The sequence below is a fragment of the Streptomyces sp. GLSS-08 genome (genome assembly GCF_056387915.1).
Window position 1 is genome coordinate 94487 of the sequence record NZ_JBWJAQ010000012.1, and the last position, 18831, is coordinate 113317.

At 71.9% G+C, this 18831-nt stretch carries 11 protein-coding genes and 1 tRNA gene; all 12 read right to left on the bottom strand.

Features of this window, described 5'->3' with window-relative positions; translation table 11 throughout:
- Window positions 1–125: 125 nt before the first annotated feature.
- The 12 genes from AC0ZLC_RS22105 to AC0ZLC_RS22160 all read right to left on the bottom strand — a co-directional run bounded on the left by AC0ZLC_RS22105 (window position 126) and on the right by AC0ZLC_RS22160 (window position 18745).
- A complete protein-coding gene (locus AC0ZLC_RS22105) occupies window positions 126–1031 on the bottom strand; it encodes a glycosyltransferase family 2 protein (RefSeq protein ID WP_476753675.1) in 906 nt (301 codons plus the stop codon).
- 102 nt (window positions 1032–1133) lie between these two features.
- On the bottom strand, window positions 1134–1490 hold the full coding sequence (locus AC0ZLC_RS22110; RefSeq protein WP_476753676.1) for a hypothetical protein: 357 nt from the start codon (window positions 1488–1490) through the stop codon (window positions 1134–1136).
- A gap of 207 nt (window positions 1491–1697) precedes the next feature.
- Window positions 1698–1771 (bottom strand) — tRNA-Thr (locus AC0ZLC_RS22115).
- Window positions 1772–1878: 107 nt separating this feature from the next.
- Window positions 1879–3537, bottom strand: a complete 1659-nt coding sequence (locus AC0ZLC_RS22120) for an alpha/beta hydrolase (RefSeq protein WP_476753677.1) — start codon at window positions 3535–3537, stop codon at window positions 1879–1881.
- Between the two features lie 129 nt (window positions 3538–3666).
- Window positions 3667–4872, bottom strand: coding sequence for a DNA polymerase III subunit delta' (locus tag AC0ZLC_RS22125; protein WP_476753678.1), 1206 nt, complete (start codon window positions 4870–4872; stop codon window positions 3667–3669).
- Window positions 4873–5220: 348 nt separating this feature from the next.
- Window positions 5221–8649 (bottom strand): dTMP kinase, encoded by a 3429-nt coding sequence (gene tmk, locus AC0ZLC_RS22130; RefSeq protein ID WP_476753679.1) that lies wholly within the window; start codon window positions 8647–8649, stop codon window positions 5221–5223.
- A 227-nt stretch (window positions 8650–8876) separates the two neighbouring features.
- Window positions 8877–11687 (bottom strand): type I DNA topoisomerase, encoded by a 2811-nt coding sequence (gene topA, locus AC0ZLC_RS22135; RefSeq protein ID WP_476753680.1) that lies wholly within the window; start codon window positions 11685–11687, stop codon window positions 8877–8879.
- A gap of 259 nt (window positions 11688–11946) precedes the next feature.
- Window positions 11947–12144, bottom strand: a complete 198-nt coding sequence (locus AC0ZLC_RS22140) for a hypothetical protein (RefSeq protein ID WP_476753681.1) — start codon at window positions 12142–12144, stop codon at window positions 11947–11949.
- A 603-nt stretch (window positions 12145–12747) separates the two neighbouring features.
- On the bottom strand, window positions 12748–14265 hold the full coding sequence (locus tag AC0ZLC_RS22145) for a DUF7059 domain-containing protein (RefSeq protein ID WP_476753682.1): 1518 nt from the start codon (window positions 14263–14265) through the stop codon (window positions 12748–12750).
- A gap of 370 nt (window positions 14266–14635) precedes the next feature.
- A complete protein-coding gene (locus tag AC0ZLC_RS22150) occupies window positions 14636–15232 on the bottom strand; it encodes a small secreted protein (RefSeq protein ID WP_476753683.1) in 597 nt (198 codons plus the stop codon).
- Between the two features lie 202 nt (window positions 15233–15434).
- Complete coding sequence (locus AC0ZLC_RS22155; RefSeq protein ID WP_476753684.1) at window positions 15435–17843, bottom strand: sodium-translocating pyrophosphatase; 2409 nt, start codon at window positions 17841–17843, stop codon at window positions 15435–15437.
- 458 nt (window positions 17844–18301) lie between these two features.
- Window positions 18302–18745 carry an ATP-binding protein gene (locus AC0ZLC_RS22160; RefSeq protein ID WP_476753685.1) on the bottom strand — a complete coding sequence of 148 codons (444 nt, stop codon included), beginning with the start codon at window positions 18743–18745 and terminating at the stop codon, window positions 18302–18304.
- Window positions 18746–18831: the final 86 nt, after the last annotated feature.

Genomic DNA, 18831 nt, shown 5'->3' on the forward strand with positions numbered 1-18831 from the left:
GGCCCTCGTCCACGTGCGTCCGCGCCCGCGCCCGCGCCGGAACCTTCGCCCGGCCTGAGCTGACGGACCGCCGGAACCGAACGGGGATGAGGCCGTCCCGATCCCCGGCGGCACGCCGACGACGGTCAGATGACGGGCGGCCGTCCCAGCCGCGTGAGCCGCCAGACCGTACGCCACCGCATGGGCCGCCGCTCCCCGCCCGACGCCCGGAACCCCTCGACGAACCCGCCGAACCAGGCACGCAACCCGCCCGCGGACCGCGTCCGGGCGAGCGTGAGGAGCACCCAGATGCCCAGGTGAACGGGGATGAGTGGAAGGGGAAGCCGCCGCCGGACGAGCCAGACGCGGTTGCGGGCGGTGACGCGGTAGTAGATGGCGTGCCGCGCGGGCGAGGTCTTCGGGTGCTGGAGGAGCAGTCCGGGTTCGTACAGGACGGTCCACCCGGCGTCGACGGCGCGCCAGGCGACGTCGGTCTCCTCGTGGGCGAAGAAGAACTCGGCCGGCCAGTCCCCGATCTCGTCGAGCATGCGCATGGAGAAGGCGTGCCCGCCGCCGAGGAAGCCGGTCACGGGCCCGCCCCGCATGGGATCGCGGGCGCCGACACGGGGTACGTGGCGCCGCTGAGTCTCCCCGTGCTCGTCGGCGATGCGGAACCCCACGATGCCGAGCCGCGGGTCTCCGGCGAACAGCTCGCGCACCTTGCGCAGCACGTCGGCGTCGACGAGGAGCCCGTCGTCGTCGAGCTCGACGACGACATCGACGTCCCCGAACTCCCGCAGCCTGCTGAGCGCCACGTTGCGCCCGCCCGGGCACCCGAGGTTCTCGTCCACCTCGATGGGGGTGACCTCGCCGGGCAGCCCGAGCCGCTCGGCGAAGTCGGGAAGGGGGCAGCCGTTCCCGACGATCACGATCCGGGCGGGAGCGACATCCTGCTTGGCGACGGACGCCAGCAGCGCGTCGACCTCGGCGGGCCGGTTCCCCATGGTCACCACGGCAACAGCGATCCGCGGCTCCTGCGCCACGACACCCACCTCATCTCGGCCGACACCCGTCCGCGATGCTAGCCGTTCACCGAGCCGTTCCCGGTCGTACGAACTCCGTCTGTCGGCAACGCCCCGGCCCCGCGGACGCGCTCAGGCAGCCGTCCAGGGAACCCGGCAGGTGTGGGGCGCCATGCCCTCCGGGCACAGGCTCCTGACGACCGTCTTGCGGATGGCCCGCCACGTCCGCAGGGAACACACCAAGTGGACCCGCAGCTCGACCGGTTCCCGCGTCCCGCCGGACTGACCGGGATGCTCCCAGTCCCACTGCTCCGCCAGGAAGTCGTACAGGTGGGCGGTCGTCAGCCCTCCGTCGGAAACCGTGCGCACGGCGACCTCACCGACGACCCGAGCACTCCGAGCGCCCACGGCCTCCCCGACGAGCCCACGAACCCACGCGACCCCTTGCTCGTCCGCGTACAGCCCGAACCGCAGAGTGCGCTTCCTCATCGCCCCAGGCCTTCCTGAACTGCTCACGTTCATCGGCTGTCCCCCACGGCCCCATTGAGCGCGAACTGGAGCGACCGGCTGCGCGGCGCCCGATCCGGGCCCCACCGAGACCCTCGACAGCCGAACGGCCCGCGCCCAGCGCCGTCACAGCGTCCGCGCAAAGCAAAAGCCCCAGGTCACGGCGAGTGAGTCCTGAGGCTTTCACAGAGCCGCCTTCGGGATTCGAACCCGAGACCTACGCATTACGAGTGCGTTGCTCTGGCCATCTGAGCTAAGGCGGCGCGCTGTCCGCACCATGGTGCGATCAGCAACGTCGGTAAGTCTACACAGTTTCGCAGGGTGCTCCGCACACGCCCTGGGGCCCTGGACACCGGGGCGTGCGGTGGGGTCACGAGCAGCTCTTCTCCTTGCTGGGGGCGGCGCCCCGGAGGAGGTAGCGGTTGATCGCGGCGTCGATGCAGGCGCTGCCGCGGCCGTAGGCGGTGTGGCCGTCGCCGTTGTAGGTGAGCAGCGTCGCGGAGGCGAGCTGGTCGGCGAGGGCCTGGGCCCAGGCGTAGGGGGTGGCCGGGTCGCGGGTCGTGCCGACCACGAGGATCGGAGCGGCGCCCTTCGCCTCGATGCGGTGCGGCTCCCCGGTGGGCCGGACCGGCCAGTACGCGCAGTTCAGGGCGGACCAGGCCAGGCCCTCGCCGAACACCGGGGACGCCTTCTCGAAGGCCGGGAGCGCCTTCTCCACCTCGTCGGGGCCCGAGAAGGCCGCCGGCAGGTCCACGCAGTTCACCGCCGCGTTGGCGAACATCAGGTTCGCGTACTTGCCGTTCTCGTCGCGCTCGTAATAGCTGTCCGCGAGGACGAGCAGACCCGCTCCGTCCTTGTCCTTCATCGCCGAGGTGAGCGCCTCGCGCAGCTGCGGCCAGGCCGTCTCGTCGTACATCGCCGCGATCACGCCGGTGGTGGCCAGCGCCTCACCGAGCTTCCGGCCGTCCGCGTCGCCCGCCGGGACGGGTGCCTTGTCGAGCCCGTCGAAGAACGCCCGCAGGTTCCTGCCCGCCTGGGCCGCGCTCGTGCCCGCCCCGCCGAGCGGGCAGTCGCTCTGTCCCACGCAGTCCTTCGCGAAGGCCTGGAACGCCGTCTCGAAGCCCGCCGTCTGATCCTCGTTCATCCTGCGGGCGGACAGCGAGGGGTCCATCGCGCCGTCCAGCACCAGCCTGCCCACCCGTCCGGGGTACAGCCCGGCGTACGTCGCCCCCAGGAACGTCCCGTACGAGGCTCCCACGTAGTGCAGCTTCGAGTCGCCGAGCACGGCGCGCAGCACGTCCATGTCGCGGGCCGCCTCGACCGTCGACACATGCCGCAGCAGACGGGGCGAATCCCGGCCGCAGCCCTCCGCGAACTCCTCGTAAGCGGCGACCAGTTCCCCCTTCTCCTTCTCGTCGTCCGGGGTGACGTCCGTCTGCGTGTACGCGTCCATGCGGGGGCCGGTCAGGCATTCGACGGGTTCGCTGCGGGCCACGCCCCGCGGGTCGACCGCCACCATGTCGTAGCGCGCCCGGACCTCGGCCGGGTAGCCGATGCCCGCGTACGACTGCAGGTAGCCGATCGCCGAACCCCCCGGTCCGCCCGGGTTGACCAGCAGCGAGCCGATGCGCTTGCCCGGGCCCGTGGCCTTCTTGCGGGCCACGGCCAGCTTGACGGTGCCCGACGCCGGCTTCGCGTAGTCGAGCGGTGCCTTCATCGTGGCGCACTCGAAGCCGGGGACACCGCACGAGCGCCAGGTCAGTTTCTGCTCGTAGTACGGGGAGAGCGCCGACGGCGTGGCCCGGGGCAGCGCGGCCAGCGCGGCGTCCGCCGTCGACGCCGTGGCTGCCGTCGTCGAACTGCCCGGGGAGCAGGCGGAGACGAGGAGCGCCGCGGCGGCGAGCAGGATGCCGCCGGCGCGCAGAGGGCGCGGCACTCCCACGGTCCGGACACGGCGGGGTGACTGGGAACGGAGGGCCCGGGCGGGCCGGAGGGACCGCGACGGCCGCAGGGAGCGCCTGATGTGCATCCCGCGAGCGTAACCTTGCGCGACCGCTCGATCACCATCGGTGGGGAAACCGGCTCGTACGAGTGACCCGGTCAAGCGAGTCCGTCCTGACGATGCTTCGCAGTCCCCCTCGAAGCACCGGGGCAGCCGTCAGCCCGCTCTGAGCGTCACCGTCATCGCCTCCACCGCGAGCAGCGGGGCCACGTTGCGGTCGAGGGCCTCGCGGCACGCGGCGATGGCGTCGATACGGCGGAGCGTCGCCTCCGGGGAGCTGCCGCGCGCTATGCGCTCCAGGCTGTCCTGCACCTCGGAGTTGGCGATGGCCACGCCGGACCCCAGCTGAAGGGCGAGCACGTCGCGGTAGAACCCGGTGAGGTCGATCAGGGCGAGGTCGAGGCTGTCGCGCTGCGTACGCGTTCTCCGGCGCTTCTGCCTGTCCTCCAGGTCCTTCATGACGCCCGCCGTGCCGCGCGGCATCCGGCCGCCCTGGCTCGCGCCGAGGGCCGTCTTCAGGTCGTCGGTCTCCTTCACGTCGACCTCCTCGGCGAGCTGCTTGGCGTCCTCCGCCGCTGTGTCGATCAGCTCCTGGGCCGCTCTGAGGCAGCCGCCGATGTCGTCGATGCGCAGCGGGAGCCTGAGGACGGCGGCGCGGCGCGTGCGGGCCCGCTCGTCCGTGGCCAGCCGGCGGGCCCGGCCGATGTGGCCCTGAGTGGCGCGGGCGACGGCCGCCGCGACCGTCGGCTCGATGCCGTCGCGGCGTACGAGGATGTCGGCGACCGCGTCCACCGGCGGGGTGCGCAGGGTGAGGAGGCGGCAGCGGGAGCGGATGGTGGGGAGGACGTCCTCGATGGAGGGGGCGCACAGAAGCCAGACCGTGCGGGGCGCCGGCTCCTCGACCGCCTTCAGGATGACGTTGCCCGCGCCCTCCGTGAGGCGGTCGGCGTCTTCCAGGACGATGACCTGCCAGCGGCCCGTCGCCGGTGACATCTGGGCGCGGCGGACCAGGTCGCGGGTCTCCTTCACGCCGATGGAGAGCAGGTCGGTGCGGACGATCTGCACGTCGGCGTGCGTGCCCACCAGGCTCGTATGACAGCCGTCGCAGAAACCGCAGCCGGGGACTCCGCCGAGGGCCCGGTCGGGGCTCACGCACTGGAGCGCGGCGGCGAACGCCCGTGCCGCCGTGGAACGGCCGGAGCCGGGCGGGCCCGTGAACAGCCAGGCGTGCGTCATCTTCGTCGCCTCGGGGGGCGCGGTGTCCGTGGCGATCGCCGTCACGAGCGCGTCGGCGTCACGGGCGGCACCGGCGAGCTGCACGCTCACCTTCTCCTGGCCCACCAGGTCGTCCCACACGGGCATGGGGCACCGCCCTTCCGTCGCACTTCGCCCTGCCGCGTCCCATTGTGCGGGAGGGCACTGACAATCCCGCCTTGGCGCCGGGGATCCACCACCGGACGCGATACGCGCCGCCGGCCCCGACAACCCGGCGGAGCGGGCGGACAGCGATACGCCGACCGCCCCAGCCCGGCGGAGCCGCCGGGCAGCCATGCACCGCGGCCCCGACGACGCCGGGGGCGGGGCGCCCGGTCCGGGCACCCCGCCCCCATCACGAATCCGGCGGCACTCGGCTCATCGCCGTCGGTGCCGATGCCACCGCTCTGCCGGTGCCGCCCTCGATGCGGGTGCCGGGGCCTATGCCGGATCGGCTCAGCGACGCCGTCCGCCCCTGCCGCGCCCCTCGTCCCGGTCGTCGTCCTCGCGCGGACCGAGCAGCTCGTCCGCCAGGCTCGGGAGGTCGTCCAGCGGAGTCTCCTCAGCCCAGTCCGAGCGCCGCCGGCGCGGGGTGCCCGTCTCGTCGACCTGTGGCAGCTCGCGCGTGCGCTCGTTGCCACCCTCGCTCGCGTCTCCGCCGTCGGGCCGCCGGCGTTCGTCGCCCGCCGGGCGCTCGTCGCGGAAGAAACCCGGCGGCACACGGTCGGTCGACCCGCTCGTTGCCCTGCCGCGTGCCGGGGCCTCGCCCGCGTCACGTACGGGCGGCAGCACCGCCGTCCCGTCGGCCGGACGGTCCGCACGCACCGGAGGCAGCACGGCCGTCTCGTCCGCCGCACCGGGCGTCACCGGGGGCAGCACCGCCGTCTCATCCGCTGCCGTCGAAGGAACCGGCGGCAGCACCGCCGTCTCGTCGGCCGCCGTCGGCGGGACCGGCGGCTTCGGCAGCGTGGCCGTCTCCTCGCCGTCCCCACGGGAACTGCCGTCCCCACGGGAACTGCCGTCCCGTCGGGAACCGCTCCCGGAACCGGTGGTCCCAGAACCGGCGGTCCCGGACCCGAAGCCCTCCCCGACCTCCCGCACGGGCGGCAGTACCGCAGTCTCGTCCGCAGGGCCGCCCGTCGCGTTCGTCGGTGTCACGACCGGCGTCGGCACGGTCGGCCGGCTGTCCGCAGCCGGCGCGGAAGGCGTCGAAGCGGCCACCGAAGGCGCCGCAGACGCGGCACCGGCGCCCGAGGGCCCCGCTCCCAGCGCCCCGGCCGCGGTCACCGCGGCCGCCGAAGCAGCCGCGGCCTCCGCCGCCGCCCGTCGCGCCTGTTCCGCCCGCAGCAACGCCTCCTCGGCCTTGCGCTGCTTCTCCAGGCGCCGGGCCTCGGCCTCGGCACGCAGCCGCGCCTCCTCCTCGGCCTGCCTGCGCCTGCGCTCCTCCTCGGCGGCCCGCGCCTGCTCCTCGGCGAGCTTGCGGACGCGCTCCTCCTCGGCGCGGCGGCGGGCCTCCTCGGCGCGCTGCCGGGCCTCCTCCGCCTGGCGCTCGGCCTCGCGGCGCTGAGCCTCCTCCAGCTCGCGCTGCTTGCGCTCCTCCTCCTCGGCACGCAGCTTGGCGAGCTGCTCCTGGCGCTCGCGCTCCAGACGCTCCTCCTCGGCCTTGCGGCGCGCCTCTTCCTCCGCCTTGCGCCGGGCCTCCTCCTCGGCCGCCCTGCGCGCCTCCTCCTGGGCCTTCACCTCGGCCTCGGAGAGGGGCAGCATCATGTCGAGCCGGTGCCGGACGACGGTGGTGACCGCTTCGGGCTCCTGGCCCGCGTCGACGATCAGGTAACGCCCGGGGTCGGCGGCGGCGAGGGTGAGGAAACCGGACCGCACGCGCGCGTGGAACTCGGCCGGCTCGGACTCCAGGCGGTCGGGTGCCTCCGTGAACCGCTCACGGGCCGTCTCCGGAGACACGTCCAGCAGGACCGTCAGATGCGGCACGAGACCGTCGGTCGCCCACCGCGAGATCCGCGCGATCTCGGTCGGCGACAGGTCGCGGCCTGCTCCCTGGTAGGCCACCGAGGAGTCGATGTAGCGGTCCGAGATGACGATGGCGCCGCGTTCGAGCGCGGGGCGCACCACCGTGTCCACGTGCTCCGCGCGGTCGGCCGCGTAGAGCAGGGCCTCCGCGCGGTTGGAGAGGCCGGCCGAGGACACGTCCAGCAGGATCGACCGCAGCCGCTTCCCGACCGGCGTCGCCCCGGGCTCGCGGGTGACGACGACCTCGTGTCCCTTGGCGCGGATCCAGTCCGCGAGGGCCTCGGCCTGCGTGGACTTGCCGGCCCCGTCGCCGCCCTCCAGGGCGATGAAGAAACCGGCTGCGGCGGGCGCCTGCTCCGGGTCGTCGCCGCCGCGCAGCGCGTCCCGCAGATCGTGCCGCAGCGGCACTCCGGACCGGTCGTCGATCTTGGCGAGCACCAGCGCGGCCACCGGCAGCAGCAGTGCGCCGACGAGCATCAGCGTGAAGGCGGCACCGCCGTGCGCGAAGACGAACTTGCCGTTCTCCAGCCGGTGCGGACCGATGGCGGCGGCGACCAGGGGCGCCACCAGCACACCGAGCGCCACGGACACCCGTACGACCGCGTGCAGGTGCTCGGTCGTCCGCGGCCGGCGGTACTCCTCGGTCTCCTGGTCGAGCAGTGTGTGCCCGGTGTTGGCGGCGACACCCGCGCCGACCCCCGCGAAACCGACTATCAGCAGCACCGTCGTGACATCCGGGACGAGTCCGGCGGTGAGCAGGGCGACGCCCGTGAAGGCGATGGCCAGCGCGAGCAGCCGGCGCCGCGACAGCGAGGGCAGCAGGGACGGCGCCGTACGGATGCCGATCACGACACCGCCGGTCAGCACGAGCACCAGCAGCCCGTACGTCACCGGGCCGCCGCCGAGGTCCTTGGCGTGCAGCACGAAGACGGCGACGGCGGCCGCGACGGCCCCGGCGACGGCGGCGCAGGCCGGCACGAGCAGCGGTATGGCCCCCGTACGGCCCTTGTCGACGCCCGTGCCGGTCTTGGGACGGCGCAGCCCCTCCAGGGGCGAGCGGGCGCGGGGGGTGCGCGTGCCGGGCAGTGTCAGGGAGGTGAGCACGGTGAGGGAGGCGGCGAACAGACCGGCGGCGACGTACGAGGCGAGAGCCGCCTGGTGCTGCTCGAACCAGTCGAGCCCGGCGCCCAGCAGGTTGTTCAGCAGCGACACGGCGACGAGTGCGGCGGCCGCGAGCGGCACCGACACGAAGGCCGTACGCAGCGACAGGCGCCGCAGTGTGTCCATGTGGTCCGGCAGCGGGCGCACCGTCGCACCCTCCGGGGGCGGCGCGGGCAGCAGCGCGGGCGCCGCGCTCTCGCGGCACACGGTCCAGAAGCGCTCGGCGACGCCGGTCACGAAGGCGGTCACCAGGAGGACGGCAAGCGCGTCGTCCGGGGTCCAGTCGATCCACAGCGGCGCGACGATCAGGAGGGCGGCGCGTACGGCGTCCGCCCCGATCATGGTCCAGCGGCGGTCGAGCGGCCCCTCCTGGCAGGTCAGTGAGCTGAGCGGGCCGAGGAGTACCGCCCCGAACAGCAGCGTCGCGAGGACGCGTGCCCCGAAGACGGCCGCCACGGCGAGGCTCGCCCCGCGATAGCCGCCGCCGAAGGAGCCATCGGCGATGGCCGCCTGGAGGACGAGGAGGACCAGGACCAGCAGGGCCAGGGCATCGCCGACTCCGCCCACCAGCTGCGCGCTCCACAGGCGTTTCAACTGCGGTCGGCGCAGGAGTGCGCGGACGGCCCGCTCCCGGGAATCTGCGACCAGGGCGTCGTCGGGGGCCCGGTGGTGGGCCGTTGGCTGCTCGGCTCGCGTCATCCTGACAGCCTATCCGGAGGGGACCGGCTCCCCGAAGGCGCGGCCGAACGTACGAGCGCCCCCACATCCGGAGGTGTGGGGGCGCGCGAGGACGGGCAGAAGAGAGGCCGCGTGGGCTCCAGGGAGCCGCCCTTGAGGGGATCCATGCTGACGTCCGAAAGGGCCCTCCGACTGAGGCCTCCGGGAGAAGGCCCCCGGAGAGGCCCCCCGGAAGTCCTCCGCGGAAGTCAGCTCTCCGAGGCGGCCGTCTTCTCGGCGGCGGCCTTCTTGGCGGGTGCCTTGGCCGTCGTCTTGGACGCCGTCGTCTTCTTCGCGGCCGTCTTCTTGGCCGGGGCCTTCTTCGCGGCCGTCTTCTTGGCCGGTGCCTTCTTCGCGGTCTTCTTGACCGGGCCCTTGGCGCGCTTCTCGGCGAGCAGTTCGAAGCCGCGCTCCGGGGTGATCTCCTCGACGCTGTCACCGGACCGCAGGGTCGCGTTGGTCTCGCCGTCGGTGACGTACGGGCCGAAGCGACCGTCCTTGATTACGACCGGCTTCTGGCTGACCGGGTCCTCGCCCAGCTCCTTCAGCGGCGGCTTGGCGGCGGCACGTCCACGCTGCTTGGGCTGCGCGTAGATCGCGAGCGCCTCCTCCAGCGTGATGGTGAAGAGCTGCTCCTCGGCGGTCAGCGACCGCGAGTCCGTGCCCTTCTTCAGATACGGCCCGTAGCGGCCGTTCTGCGCGGTGATCTCCACACCCTCGGCGTCCTTGCCGACGACCCGCGGCAGCGACATCAGCCTGAGGGCCTCGTCGAGCGTCACCGTGTCCGGCGACATCGTCTTGAACAGCGATGCCGTACGCGGCTTGACGGCGTTCCTGCCGGTCTTCGGGGTGCCCTCGGGGAGCACCTCGGTGACGTACGGGCCGTAGCGGCCGTCCCTGGCGATGATCTGGTGGCCGGTCGCCGGGTCGGCGCCGAGCTCGAAGTCGCCGCTGGGCTTGGCCAGCAGCTCCTCCGCGTACGCGACGTCCAGTTCGTCCGGGGCGAGGTCCTCGGGGACGTCCGCGCGCTGGTGGTTCTCGGAGTCCTTCTCGCCACGCTCGACGTAGGGGCCGTAGCGGCCGACGCGCAGCACGATGTCGTTGCCGACCGGGAAGGACGACACCTCGCGGGCGTCGATGGCGCCCAGGTCGGTGACGAGTTCCTTGAGACCGCCGAGGTGGTCGCCGTCGCCGTTGCCCGCCTCGGCGGCGCCGCTCGCCTCGCCCTCGCCGAAGTAGAACCGCTTCAGCCACGGCACGGACTGCGCCTCGCCCCGCGCGATGCGGTCGAGGTCGTCCTCCATCTTGGCGGTGAAGTCGTAGTCGACGAGCCGCCCGAAGTGCTTCTCCAGGAGGTTGACCACGGCGAAGGAGAGGAAGGACGGGACGAGAGCCGTGCCCTTCTTGAAGACGTATCCGCGGTCGAGGATCGTGCCGATGATCGACGCGTACGTCGACGGGCGGCCGATCTCGCGCTCCTCGAGCTCCTTGACCAGGCTGGCCTCGGTGTAGCGGGCCGGGGGCTTGGTGGCGTGGCCGTCGACCGAGATCTCCTCGGCGGACAGCGGGTCGCCCTCGCTCACCTGGGGCAGCCGGCGCTCGCGGTCGTCCAGCTCGGCGTTCGGGTCGTCGGCGCCTTCGACGTACGCCTTGAGGAAGCCGTGGAAGGTGATCGTCTTGCCGGACGCACTGAACTCGGCGTCGCGGCCGTCGGAGGCGCGGCCCGCGATCTTGACGGTGACGGAGTTGCCGACCGCGTCCTTCATCTGGGAGGCAACGGTCCGCTTCCAGATCAGCTCGTACAGCTTGAACTGGTCGCCGGTCAGACCCGTCTCGGCCGGGGTGCGGAAACGATCACCCGAGGGGCGGATCGCCTCGTGCGCCTCCTGCGCGTTCTTGACCTTCCCGGCGTACGTGCGCGGCTGGGCCGGCAGGTAGTCGGCCCCGTACAGCTGCGTGACCTGGGCACGGGCGGCGCCGACCGCCGTGTCCGACAGCGTGGTGGAGTCCGTACGCATGTAGGTGATGAAGCCGTTCTCGTACAGCTTCTGCGCCACCTGCATGGTGGCCTTCGCGCCGAAGCCGAGCTTGCGCGAGGCCTCCTGCTGGAGCGTCGTCGTACGGAACGGGGCGTACGGCGAGCGGCGGTACGGCTTGGACTCGACCGAGCGGACCGCGAAGTCCGTGTCCCGGAGGGCGGCGGCGAGCGCGCGGGCGTTCGTCTCGTCCAGGTGGAGCGTGTTAGGGCCCTTGATCTGCCCGAGCGAGTCGAAGTCGCGGCCCTGGGCGACGCGCTTGCCTTCGACCGCCGTCAGCCTGGCGACCAGCGCCGACGGGTCCGACGCGTCGCCCGCGCGGCCCGTGCCGAAGGTGCCGGTGAGGTCCCAGTACTCGGCGGAGCGGAAGGCGATGCGCTCGCGCTCACGCTCGACGACGAGGCGGGTCGCCACGGACTGGACACGGCCGGCCGACAGGCGTGGCATGACCTTCTTCCACAGGACCGGCGAGACCTCGTAGCCGTAGAGGCGGTCGAGGATGCGGCGGGTCTCCTGGGCGTCGACCATGCGCTTGTTGAGCTCGCGCGGGTTGGCGACGGCGGCGCGGATGGCGTCCTTGGTGATCTCGTGGAAGACCATCCGGTGGACGGGGACCTTGGGCTTCAGGACCTCGAGGAGGTGCCACGCGATGGCTTCGCCCTCGCGGTCCTCATCGGTGGCGAGGAAGAGCTCGTCGGAGTCCTTCAGCAGGTCCTTGAGCTTCTTGACCTGGGCCTTCTTGTCAGCGTTGACGACGTAGATCGGCTGGAAGTCGTGTTCGACGTCGACGCCGAGGCGGCGCACCTCGCCGGTGTACTTCTCGGGCACCTCGGCGGCGCCGTTCGGGAGGTCGCGGATGTGCCCGACGCTCGCTTCGACGACGTAGCCGGGGCCGAGGTAGCCCTTGATCGTCTTCGCCTTGGCAGGCGACTCGACGATGACGAGTCGGCGGCCGCCGTGTGCGGTGTCGCTGGTCGGGGACAACTTCGCTCTTCTCTCCGGATCGACGAGGGGGGTCTCCCCAGGTCTTGCTCCCGGGGGTCGTGTCGTGCTGACGCTGCGGAGTGTGACGGTACATCCCGCCCCCGTGTCAAACGGGAAAAGCCCGCAACGGCCACTCGAACGGTAACCCGACTCCCGCCATTCCTGCCGCCCGGAGTGGCCACCAGCTGTTTCGCCCCTATCCGGAGCGTGACCTCTCAATTACCGGACGCCATCCGCCCGGATACCGGCGAACCCCTCCCTACGCGCGCGTGAAGCACCAGACGCCGAGCACCAGCGCGCCGGCTGAGGCGAGGCCCGCGAGCGTCGCCGATGCGACGGGGTTCACACCGAGGGCGACGGGCTCGCGGTGCCGCAGCCGCATCGCGGTCCACGCCAGCAGTGCCCCTCCGAACAGGGTGAACGCCGCTCCCGCGAAGATCGCCGGCCCGCTTTCCATGGCTTCACCCTTCCGTCCCGCCGTTCCAGGGTGCGGAGACTGGCACGGCCGGGAAACGGCCGGACGAACCCGCGGTGAACGCGGAGCGGCCGACCCCGTGAGCACCCGGCGGAGCCCGCGCGCTGCCACCCCGCGGGTCCGCCGCAGCGTGGGCGGGGGCCGCGGCCGGACGACGTGGTGTGGCGAATTCGTCGTTTCACCGACGCCCGCCCCGCCTCGCCCGCGACTCCCGGCGACCGCGGCCTCCTCGTACACAGGCTCCGTCGTACGCAGGCTCCCTCGTACGCAGGCTCCGTCGTACGCAGCCCTCGTCGTGCACAGGCCCCGTCAGGCGCAACCCCGGCGACCGAAGCCCGCCGCCGGTCGAAGCCCGCCGCCGGTCGAGGGAGCCGCAGGCCCAGGAGTCGCCGGTGGAGAGCCCCGCCCACCGAGGGAGCCGCGGCCCAGGGAGTCGCCCGCTCAGGGAGTCGGCGGAGCGCCCCGCGGGCCGGGCCCCGCAGGACGGCCGAGGGGGGTCGCCTACTCGACGGCGCTCCCGACCCAGAGGGCAACGCGCTACCCGACGGCGCCCCCGGCCCCGGCAGTCGTGTCCCCCGCGCGGTGTCACCTCACCGGCTCGATGAACCCCTGTTCCACCAGCAGCCGGATCTGCTCGGGTGTGCGGTCGCGCAGCAGGACGGGGTCCTCGCCGACGAGTTGCGCGATGGCGTCCAGAATCCGCCCCGCGCTCAGCGTGCCGTCACAGACGCCCGCGAAGCCCGCGCCGACGGTGTCCACCTTGGTCGCCCGGCGCATTCCGCGGTGCTGACGCAGCACCACGTGCTCGGGGTCCTCGGCACCGGGCAGTCCGACCTGCTCCTGGACGACCTCGGCCACGAGCCTGAAGTGGCCGGAAAGCAGGGCCGCGTCGTCGTGCTCCCGCAGATAGCCGACGCGGTCGAAGTGCGCGCGCACGGCGTCACCGAGCGGCTGCTCGACCGAATGCGGCCATTCCTCGACCGTGATCGATGGCTCCGCGGCGCCGGTCCTGCGCAGGCTGATCCAGCCGAAGCCGACGGCCTTCACCTTGCGCGCCTCGAACTCGTCGAGCCAGGCGTCGTACCGCGTCTGGTACTCGGCGGGGTCGCTGCGGTGGTCGGCCGCGTCCCGCAGCCACAACTCCGCGTACTGCATGACGTCCTGCACCTCGCGCTGCACGATCCACGCGTCGCAGCCGCGCGGCACCCACGAGCGGAGCCGGTCCTGCCAGTCCTCCCCCTCCACGTGCTGCCAGTTGGCGAGAAACTGCGCGTACCCCCCTTCGTTCAGCCGCTCCCCCGCCTGCTGAACGAGCGTGCGGCAGAGATCGTCCCCGCCCATCCCGCCGTCCCGGTACGTGAGCCGGGCGCCGGGCGAGATCACGAAGGGCGGGTTCGAGACGATCAGGTCGTACTTCTCGTCGGCGACCGGCTCGAAGAGGGAGCCCTCCCGCAGATCGGCCGCCGGGGCACCGGAGAGCGCCAGGGTGAGTGCGGTGATGAGCAGGGCGCGGGGGTTGACGTCGGTCGCCGTCACGCGCGTCGCGTGCTGCGCGGTGTGCAGCGCCTGGATACCGGAGCCGGTGCCGAGGTCGAGCGCGGAGGCGACGGGCGTACGCACGGTGATGCCGGCGAGCGTCGTGGACGCCCCGCCGACGCCGAGGACGACACCTTCCTCCCGGCTGCCGATGCCGCCGGCCCCGCCGACCGCGCACCCGAGGTCGGACACGATGAACCAGTCCTCGCCGTCCGTCCCGCCGTACGGCCTGATGTCCACGGTCGCGGCGACCTCGTCCCCGCCCACCGAGGTCAGCCATCCGCCGTCCAGGCAGTCGGCGACGGGCAGCACGTCCGCCACGCGCGCGTGCGGCACCGGCTGTTGCAGCAGGAACAGCCGTACGAGGGTCTCCAGCGGGGTGTCCCCGCGGGTCGCCCGGAGCGCGGGCACGGTCTCGCTGCGCGCCAGCGCCGCGTACGCGGGGGCGCCGAGCAGATCGAGCATCCCGTCGGCGGTGTAGGACGCGCCGAGCAGGGCGTCCCGCAGCCGCGCGGCGACGTCGGGACGGTCGGACGAGGGCAACGGTGACAGGCTGGTGTGGCTCACCACCCCATTGTGACCCGCAGGGCGCCGCGACGACGGCGCGACCGGGCACCGTACGCCGGCCACTACCCCCGCGCACTCAGCACTCAGCACTCAGCACTCAGCACCGTACGGCCGCCACCACGCCCACGTACCGGGATCCGCCGAGGCCGCCATCACCCCCACGCACCGTGTTCCGCGCACGGCGCGCCACCAGGCCACCCACGCGGACCGAGCACCGTCAGGGCCGCCCCGGACGCGGCTGAGCGTCAGAGCCGCCCCCGGGCACGGAAAAGCACGGGAGCCACCCCGGTCACGGCTGCGTCAGCGCCACTCCCGGGCTCGGAAAACCGGCCCCGCCGCCGACACCGCGGGGCGGGGCCACCCGGCCGGCTCAGCCCTTGGTGACCTCGGGAGAGCCGGACGCGCTCTTGCAGCTCGCCTGCTGGGCCATGGCCTGGCCCACGTCACCCTCCTCGAGCTTCTTCAGCGCGTCGTTACCGCTCTGGCTCAGCTTGTCGAGTTCGGTGGCGACATCCTTGAGGCCGTCGGCGAACTTCGCCTGGTCCTTGGTGTTGAGCCCGTCGACCTGCTTGCGCAGGTCGGCGTACGACGAGGAGATGTCGTCCAGTTCCTTGACCGCGTCGGTCTGCTTCTTCTCGCCACCGTCGACATTCGGCGCCCCGGCCTTCTTCACGGCGGCGCCGATCGCCTTGTAGGCGTCGGACATGTCCTGGAACGCCTGCGAGTCGGTCGACTGGACCGCCTTGGGCGTGCTGTTGTCCGACGTCTCCTTCTGGATCGCGGCGTTGGCCGCCTCGATCTTCTTCGCCTGCGGCTTCACCGCGTCACAGACCTGCTTGGCCCACGAGTCCAGCTTCTCGTTGCCGTCGTCGCTGCTGCTGCTGCATCCCGACAGCGCCATCACCAGTACCGCACCGCCGGACACCGCGGCCGCGAGCTTCTTGTTCACCGGATTGGTCCCTTCCATGGCTCTCGGCCCCGGAACATACACGCCAAGTGGGGGACAACCGCATGCCGAACGTCGGCTCTATCCGTTATTGCGCCATTTGCACCAGGGAGACAAGGCTCACGGAGAGAGCGTGAACAGGAGCGGGCGGGCGGACAGCACGTCAATGCGCGCCGCCCGCCCGCCCGTTGGCCGCAATCCGGCCGGGCAGAGGTCCCCGTCGCTACGAAACCACCGCCGGATCGGGTGACTTGGCCGACCTGTCCGCGTCGCCGTCCTCGTCGCCCATGGCGAGGCCGCGCCGCTTGGAGATGTAGACGGCGCCCACGATCACGAGGAACGACAGCGCCGCGATCAGCACGCGCAGCCCGACGTTCCTGTCGTCGCCGTACGAGAACTTGACGACCGCGGGCGCGATCAGGAGCGCCACCAGGTTCATCACCTTCAGCAGCGGGTTGATCGCGGGACCGGCGGTGTCCTTGAAGGGGTCGCCGACCGTGTCCCCGATCACCGTCGCGGCATGCGCCTCACTGCCCTTGCCGCCGTGGTGGCCGTCCTCGACGAGCTTCTTGGCGTTGTCCCACGCGCCTCCCGAGTTGGCGAGGAAGACCGCCATCAGCGTGCCGGTGCCGATCGCGCCCGCCAGGAACGACCCGAGCGCGCCGACCCCGAGCGTGAACCCGATAGCGATCGGCGTCAGTACGGCGAGCAGACCGGGCGTGGCGAGTTCGCGCAGCGCGTCCTTGGTGCAGATGTCGACGACCCGCCCGTACTCCGGCTTCTCGCTGTAGTCCATGATCCCGGGGTGCTCGCGGAACTGCCGCCGCACCTCGTAGACCACGGCCCCGGCGGACCGGGACACCGCGTTGATCGCCAGCCCCGAGAAGAGGAAGACGACCGCGGCGCCCGCGATGAGGCCGACCAGGTTGTTGGGCTGTGAGATGTCCATCATCAGGTTCAGCGGGGCGCCGCTGCCGGAGACCTTCTCGCCCACCTCTCCCGCGGCCGTGGTGATCGCGTCACGGTACGAGCCGAAGAGGGCCGAGGCCGCGAGGACGGCCGTGGCGATGGCGATGCCCTTGGTGATGGCCTTGGTGGTGTTGCCCACCGCGTCCAGGTCGGTGAGCACCTGGGCGCCCGCGCCCTCGACGTCGCCGGACATCTCGGCGATGCCCTGCGCGTTGTCGGACACGGGACCGAAGGTGTCCATGGCCACGATCACCCCGACCGTGGTGAGCAGCCCGGTGCCGGCCAGCGCCACCGCGAAGAGCGCCAGCATGATCGACGTACCGCCGAGGAGGAACGCCCCGTACACGCCGAGGCCGATCAACAGGGCGGTGTAGACGGCCGATTCGAGACCGATGGAGATGCCGGCGAGGACGACGGTGGCCGCGCCGGTGAGCGAGCTCTTGCCGATGTCCCGCACGGGCCGGCGGGTCGTCTCGGTGAAGTAGCCGGTCAGCTGCTGGATCAGCGCGGCCAGCACGATGCCGATCGCGACGGCGAGGATGGCGAGAATCCGCGGGTCGCCGCCCTTGGCCTGGATGGCCGAGTCGGTGACACCGTCCAGGTCGGCGTACGAGGACGGCAGATAGGTGAAGACGGCCACCGCAACCAGCACCAGCGAGATCACCGCGGAGATGAAGAAGCCTCGGTTGATGGCGCTCATCCCGCTGCGGTCCGCCCGGCGTGGCGCGACCGCGAAGATGCCGATCATCGCCGTGAGGACCCCGATCGCCGGAACGATCAGCGGGAACGCGAGCCCGGCGTCGCCGAACGCGGCCTTCCCGAGGATCAGCGCGGCGACCAGCGTCACCGCGTACGACTCGAAGAGGTCGGCGGCCATGCCGGCGCAGTCGCCGACGTTGTCGCCCACGTTGTCGGCGATGGTCGCGGCATTGCGCGGATCGTCCTCCGGAATGCCCTTCTCGACCTTGCCGACCAGGTCGGCGCCGACGTCCGCGGCCTTGGTGAAGATGCCGCCGCCGACACGCATGAACATCGCGATCAGCGCGGCACCGAGACCGAAACCCTCCAGGACCTTCGGCGCGTCGGCCGCGTACACCAGCACCACGCAGGAGGCGCCCAGGAGACCGAGCCCCACCGTGAACATGCCGACGACACCGCCCGTGCGGAAAGCGATCTTCATGGCCTTGTGTGAAACGGCGGTGAGATCCTTTTCGGGCTCACCCTCCGCGGGAGTCGCTTCCCGTGCCGCGGCAGCCACACGGACATTGCTGCGTACGGCGAGCCACATACCGATATAACCGGTGGTCGCCGAGAACACCGCGCCGACCAGGAAGAAGATCGACCGGCCGGCCCGTTGATTCCAGTCGTCCGCGGGCAGCAGCATGAGCAGGAAGAACACCACGGCGGCGAATACGCCGAGGGTCCTCATCTGCCGCCCCAGGTAGGCATTCGCGCCCTCCTGGATCGCGGTCGCGATCTCCTTCATGCTGTCGGTGCCCTCGCCGGCGGCGAGGACCTGGCGCACCAGGATTCCGGCGACCACGAGTGCCGCGAGCGCGACGACCCCGATCACCATCACGATGATGCGGTTGTCATCCGTCAGTACCGCGGCTGCGAGGGTAGTGGGGTGGTCAAACTCATGAGGGGTAGAAAGCCCCGCCATTCGTCCTCCTTGACGCTTGGGCTGAGCTCAAGATGTGGACGGATTGTAGGTACCGGAACCTGATCAAAACAGTGTGCGGCAAACAGAATTAGCCTTCACAGGCCCTTCAGCAAATGATCCGACAGTGAACGCGGAACCCGAAAGCGGTAATGGCGCAAAAGCGTTGACGCGTGATCCAATAATCGGGTCATTGATCGTGAATGAATTCACGAAAACGAGCCCGCTCAGTCCGCGCACGCAAAAGGGCCCTGCTGAACAGGGCCCTTGAGGTTCTACGGGTTCGTCGGTCGCGTCCTACGGGGGACGAGGGGACGTCCTGCGGCGTGTGCCGCTTGCGACCCACGGGACGTCTGCGGGGTACGCAGCGACGCGTCCGCGCCGCACGTCGGCCGCGTCCGCTCGGTAGCTCGGTCGCGTCCGCGCGGTAGCTCGGCCGCGTCCGCAGGTACTTCGGGGTGTTACGGGACGAGCGCGGCGGGCGGCGTGGTCGGCCAGCTCATCCTGATCAGTCCGCCGTTCTCACCGGCGGTCACCTCGAAGTCGTCGACCAGGCCGCTGATGACCGCGAGGCCCATCTCGTCCTCCTCGGTCTCCACGTCCGGCTCCTCGGACGCACCATGGGTGCCTGGCACCCGGTCACCCGGGGCCGCACGCGGTGCCTCGTCCCCGACCTCGATGGAGAACTGCTTCTCGTCCTCGATCAGCGACACCCGGACCGGCGCCGACGTGCCGCTGCTCTGGTGCAGTCCGACGGCACGGGTGCACGCCTCGCCCACCGCGAGTCTGACCTCGTCGAGTACGGCCTCGTCCACTCCGGCCCTGCGCGCCACCGCTGCCGCCACCAGTCGGGCGGTCCTGACGTGCTCGGGCAGCGCGCTGAAGCGGAGTTCAACGGTGGCCATGCATCCCCCTAAGAACTACGGGCGTGCTGTCAGGGGGCCGGGCCGCCGAGGCCCGTCCCCCCTCGTTGCTTCTACCGTCGCGGGCG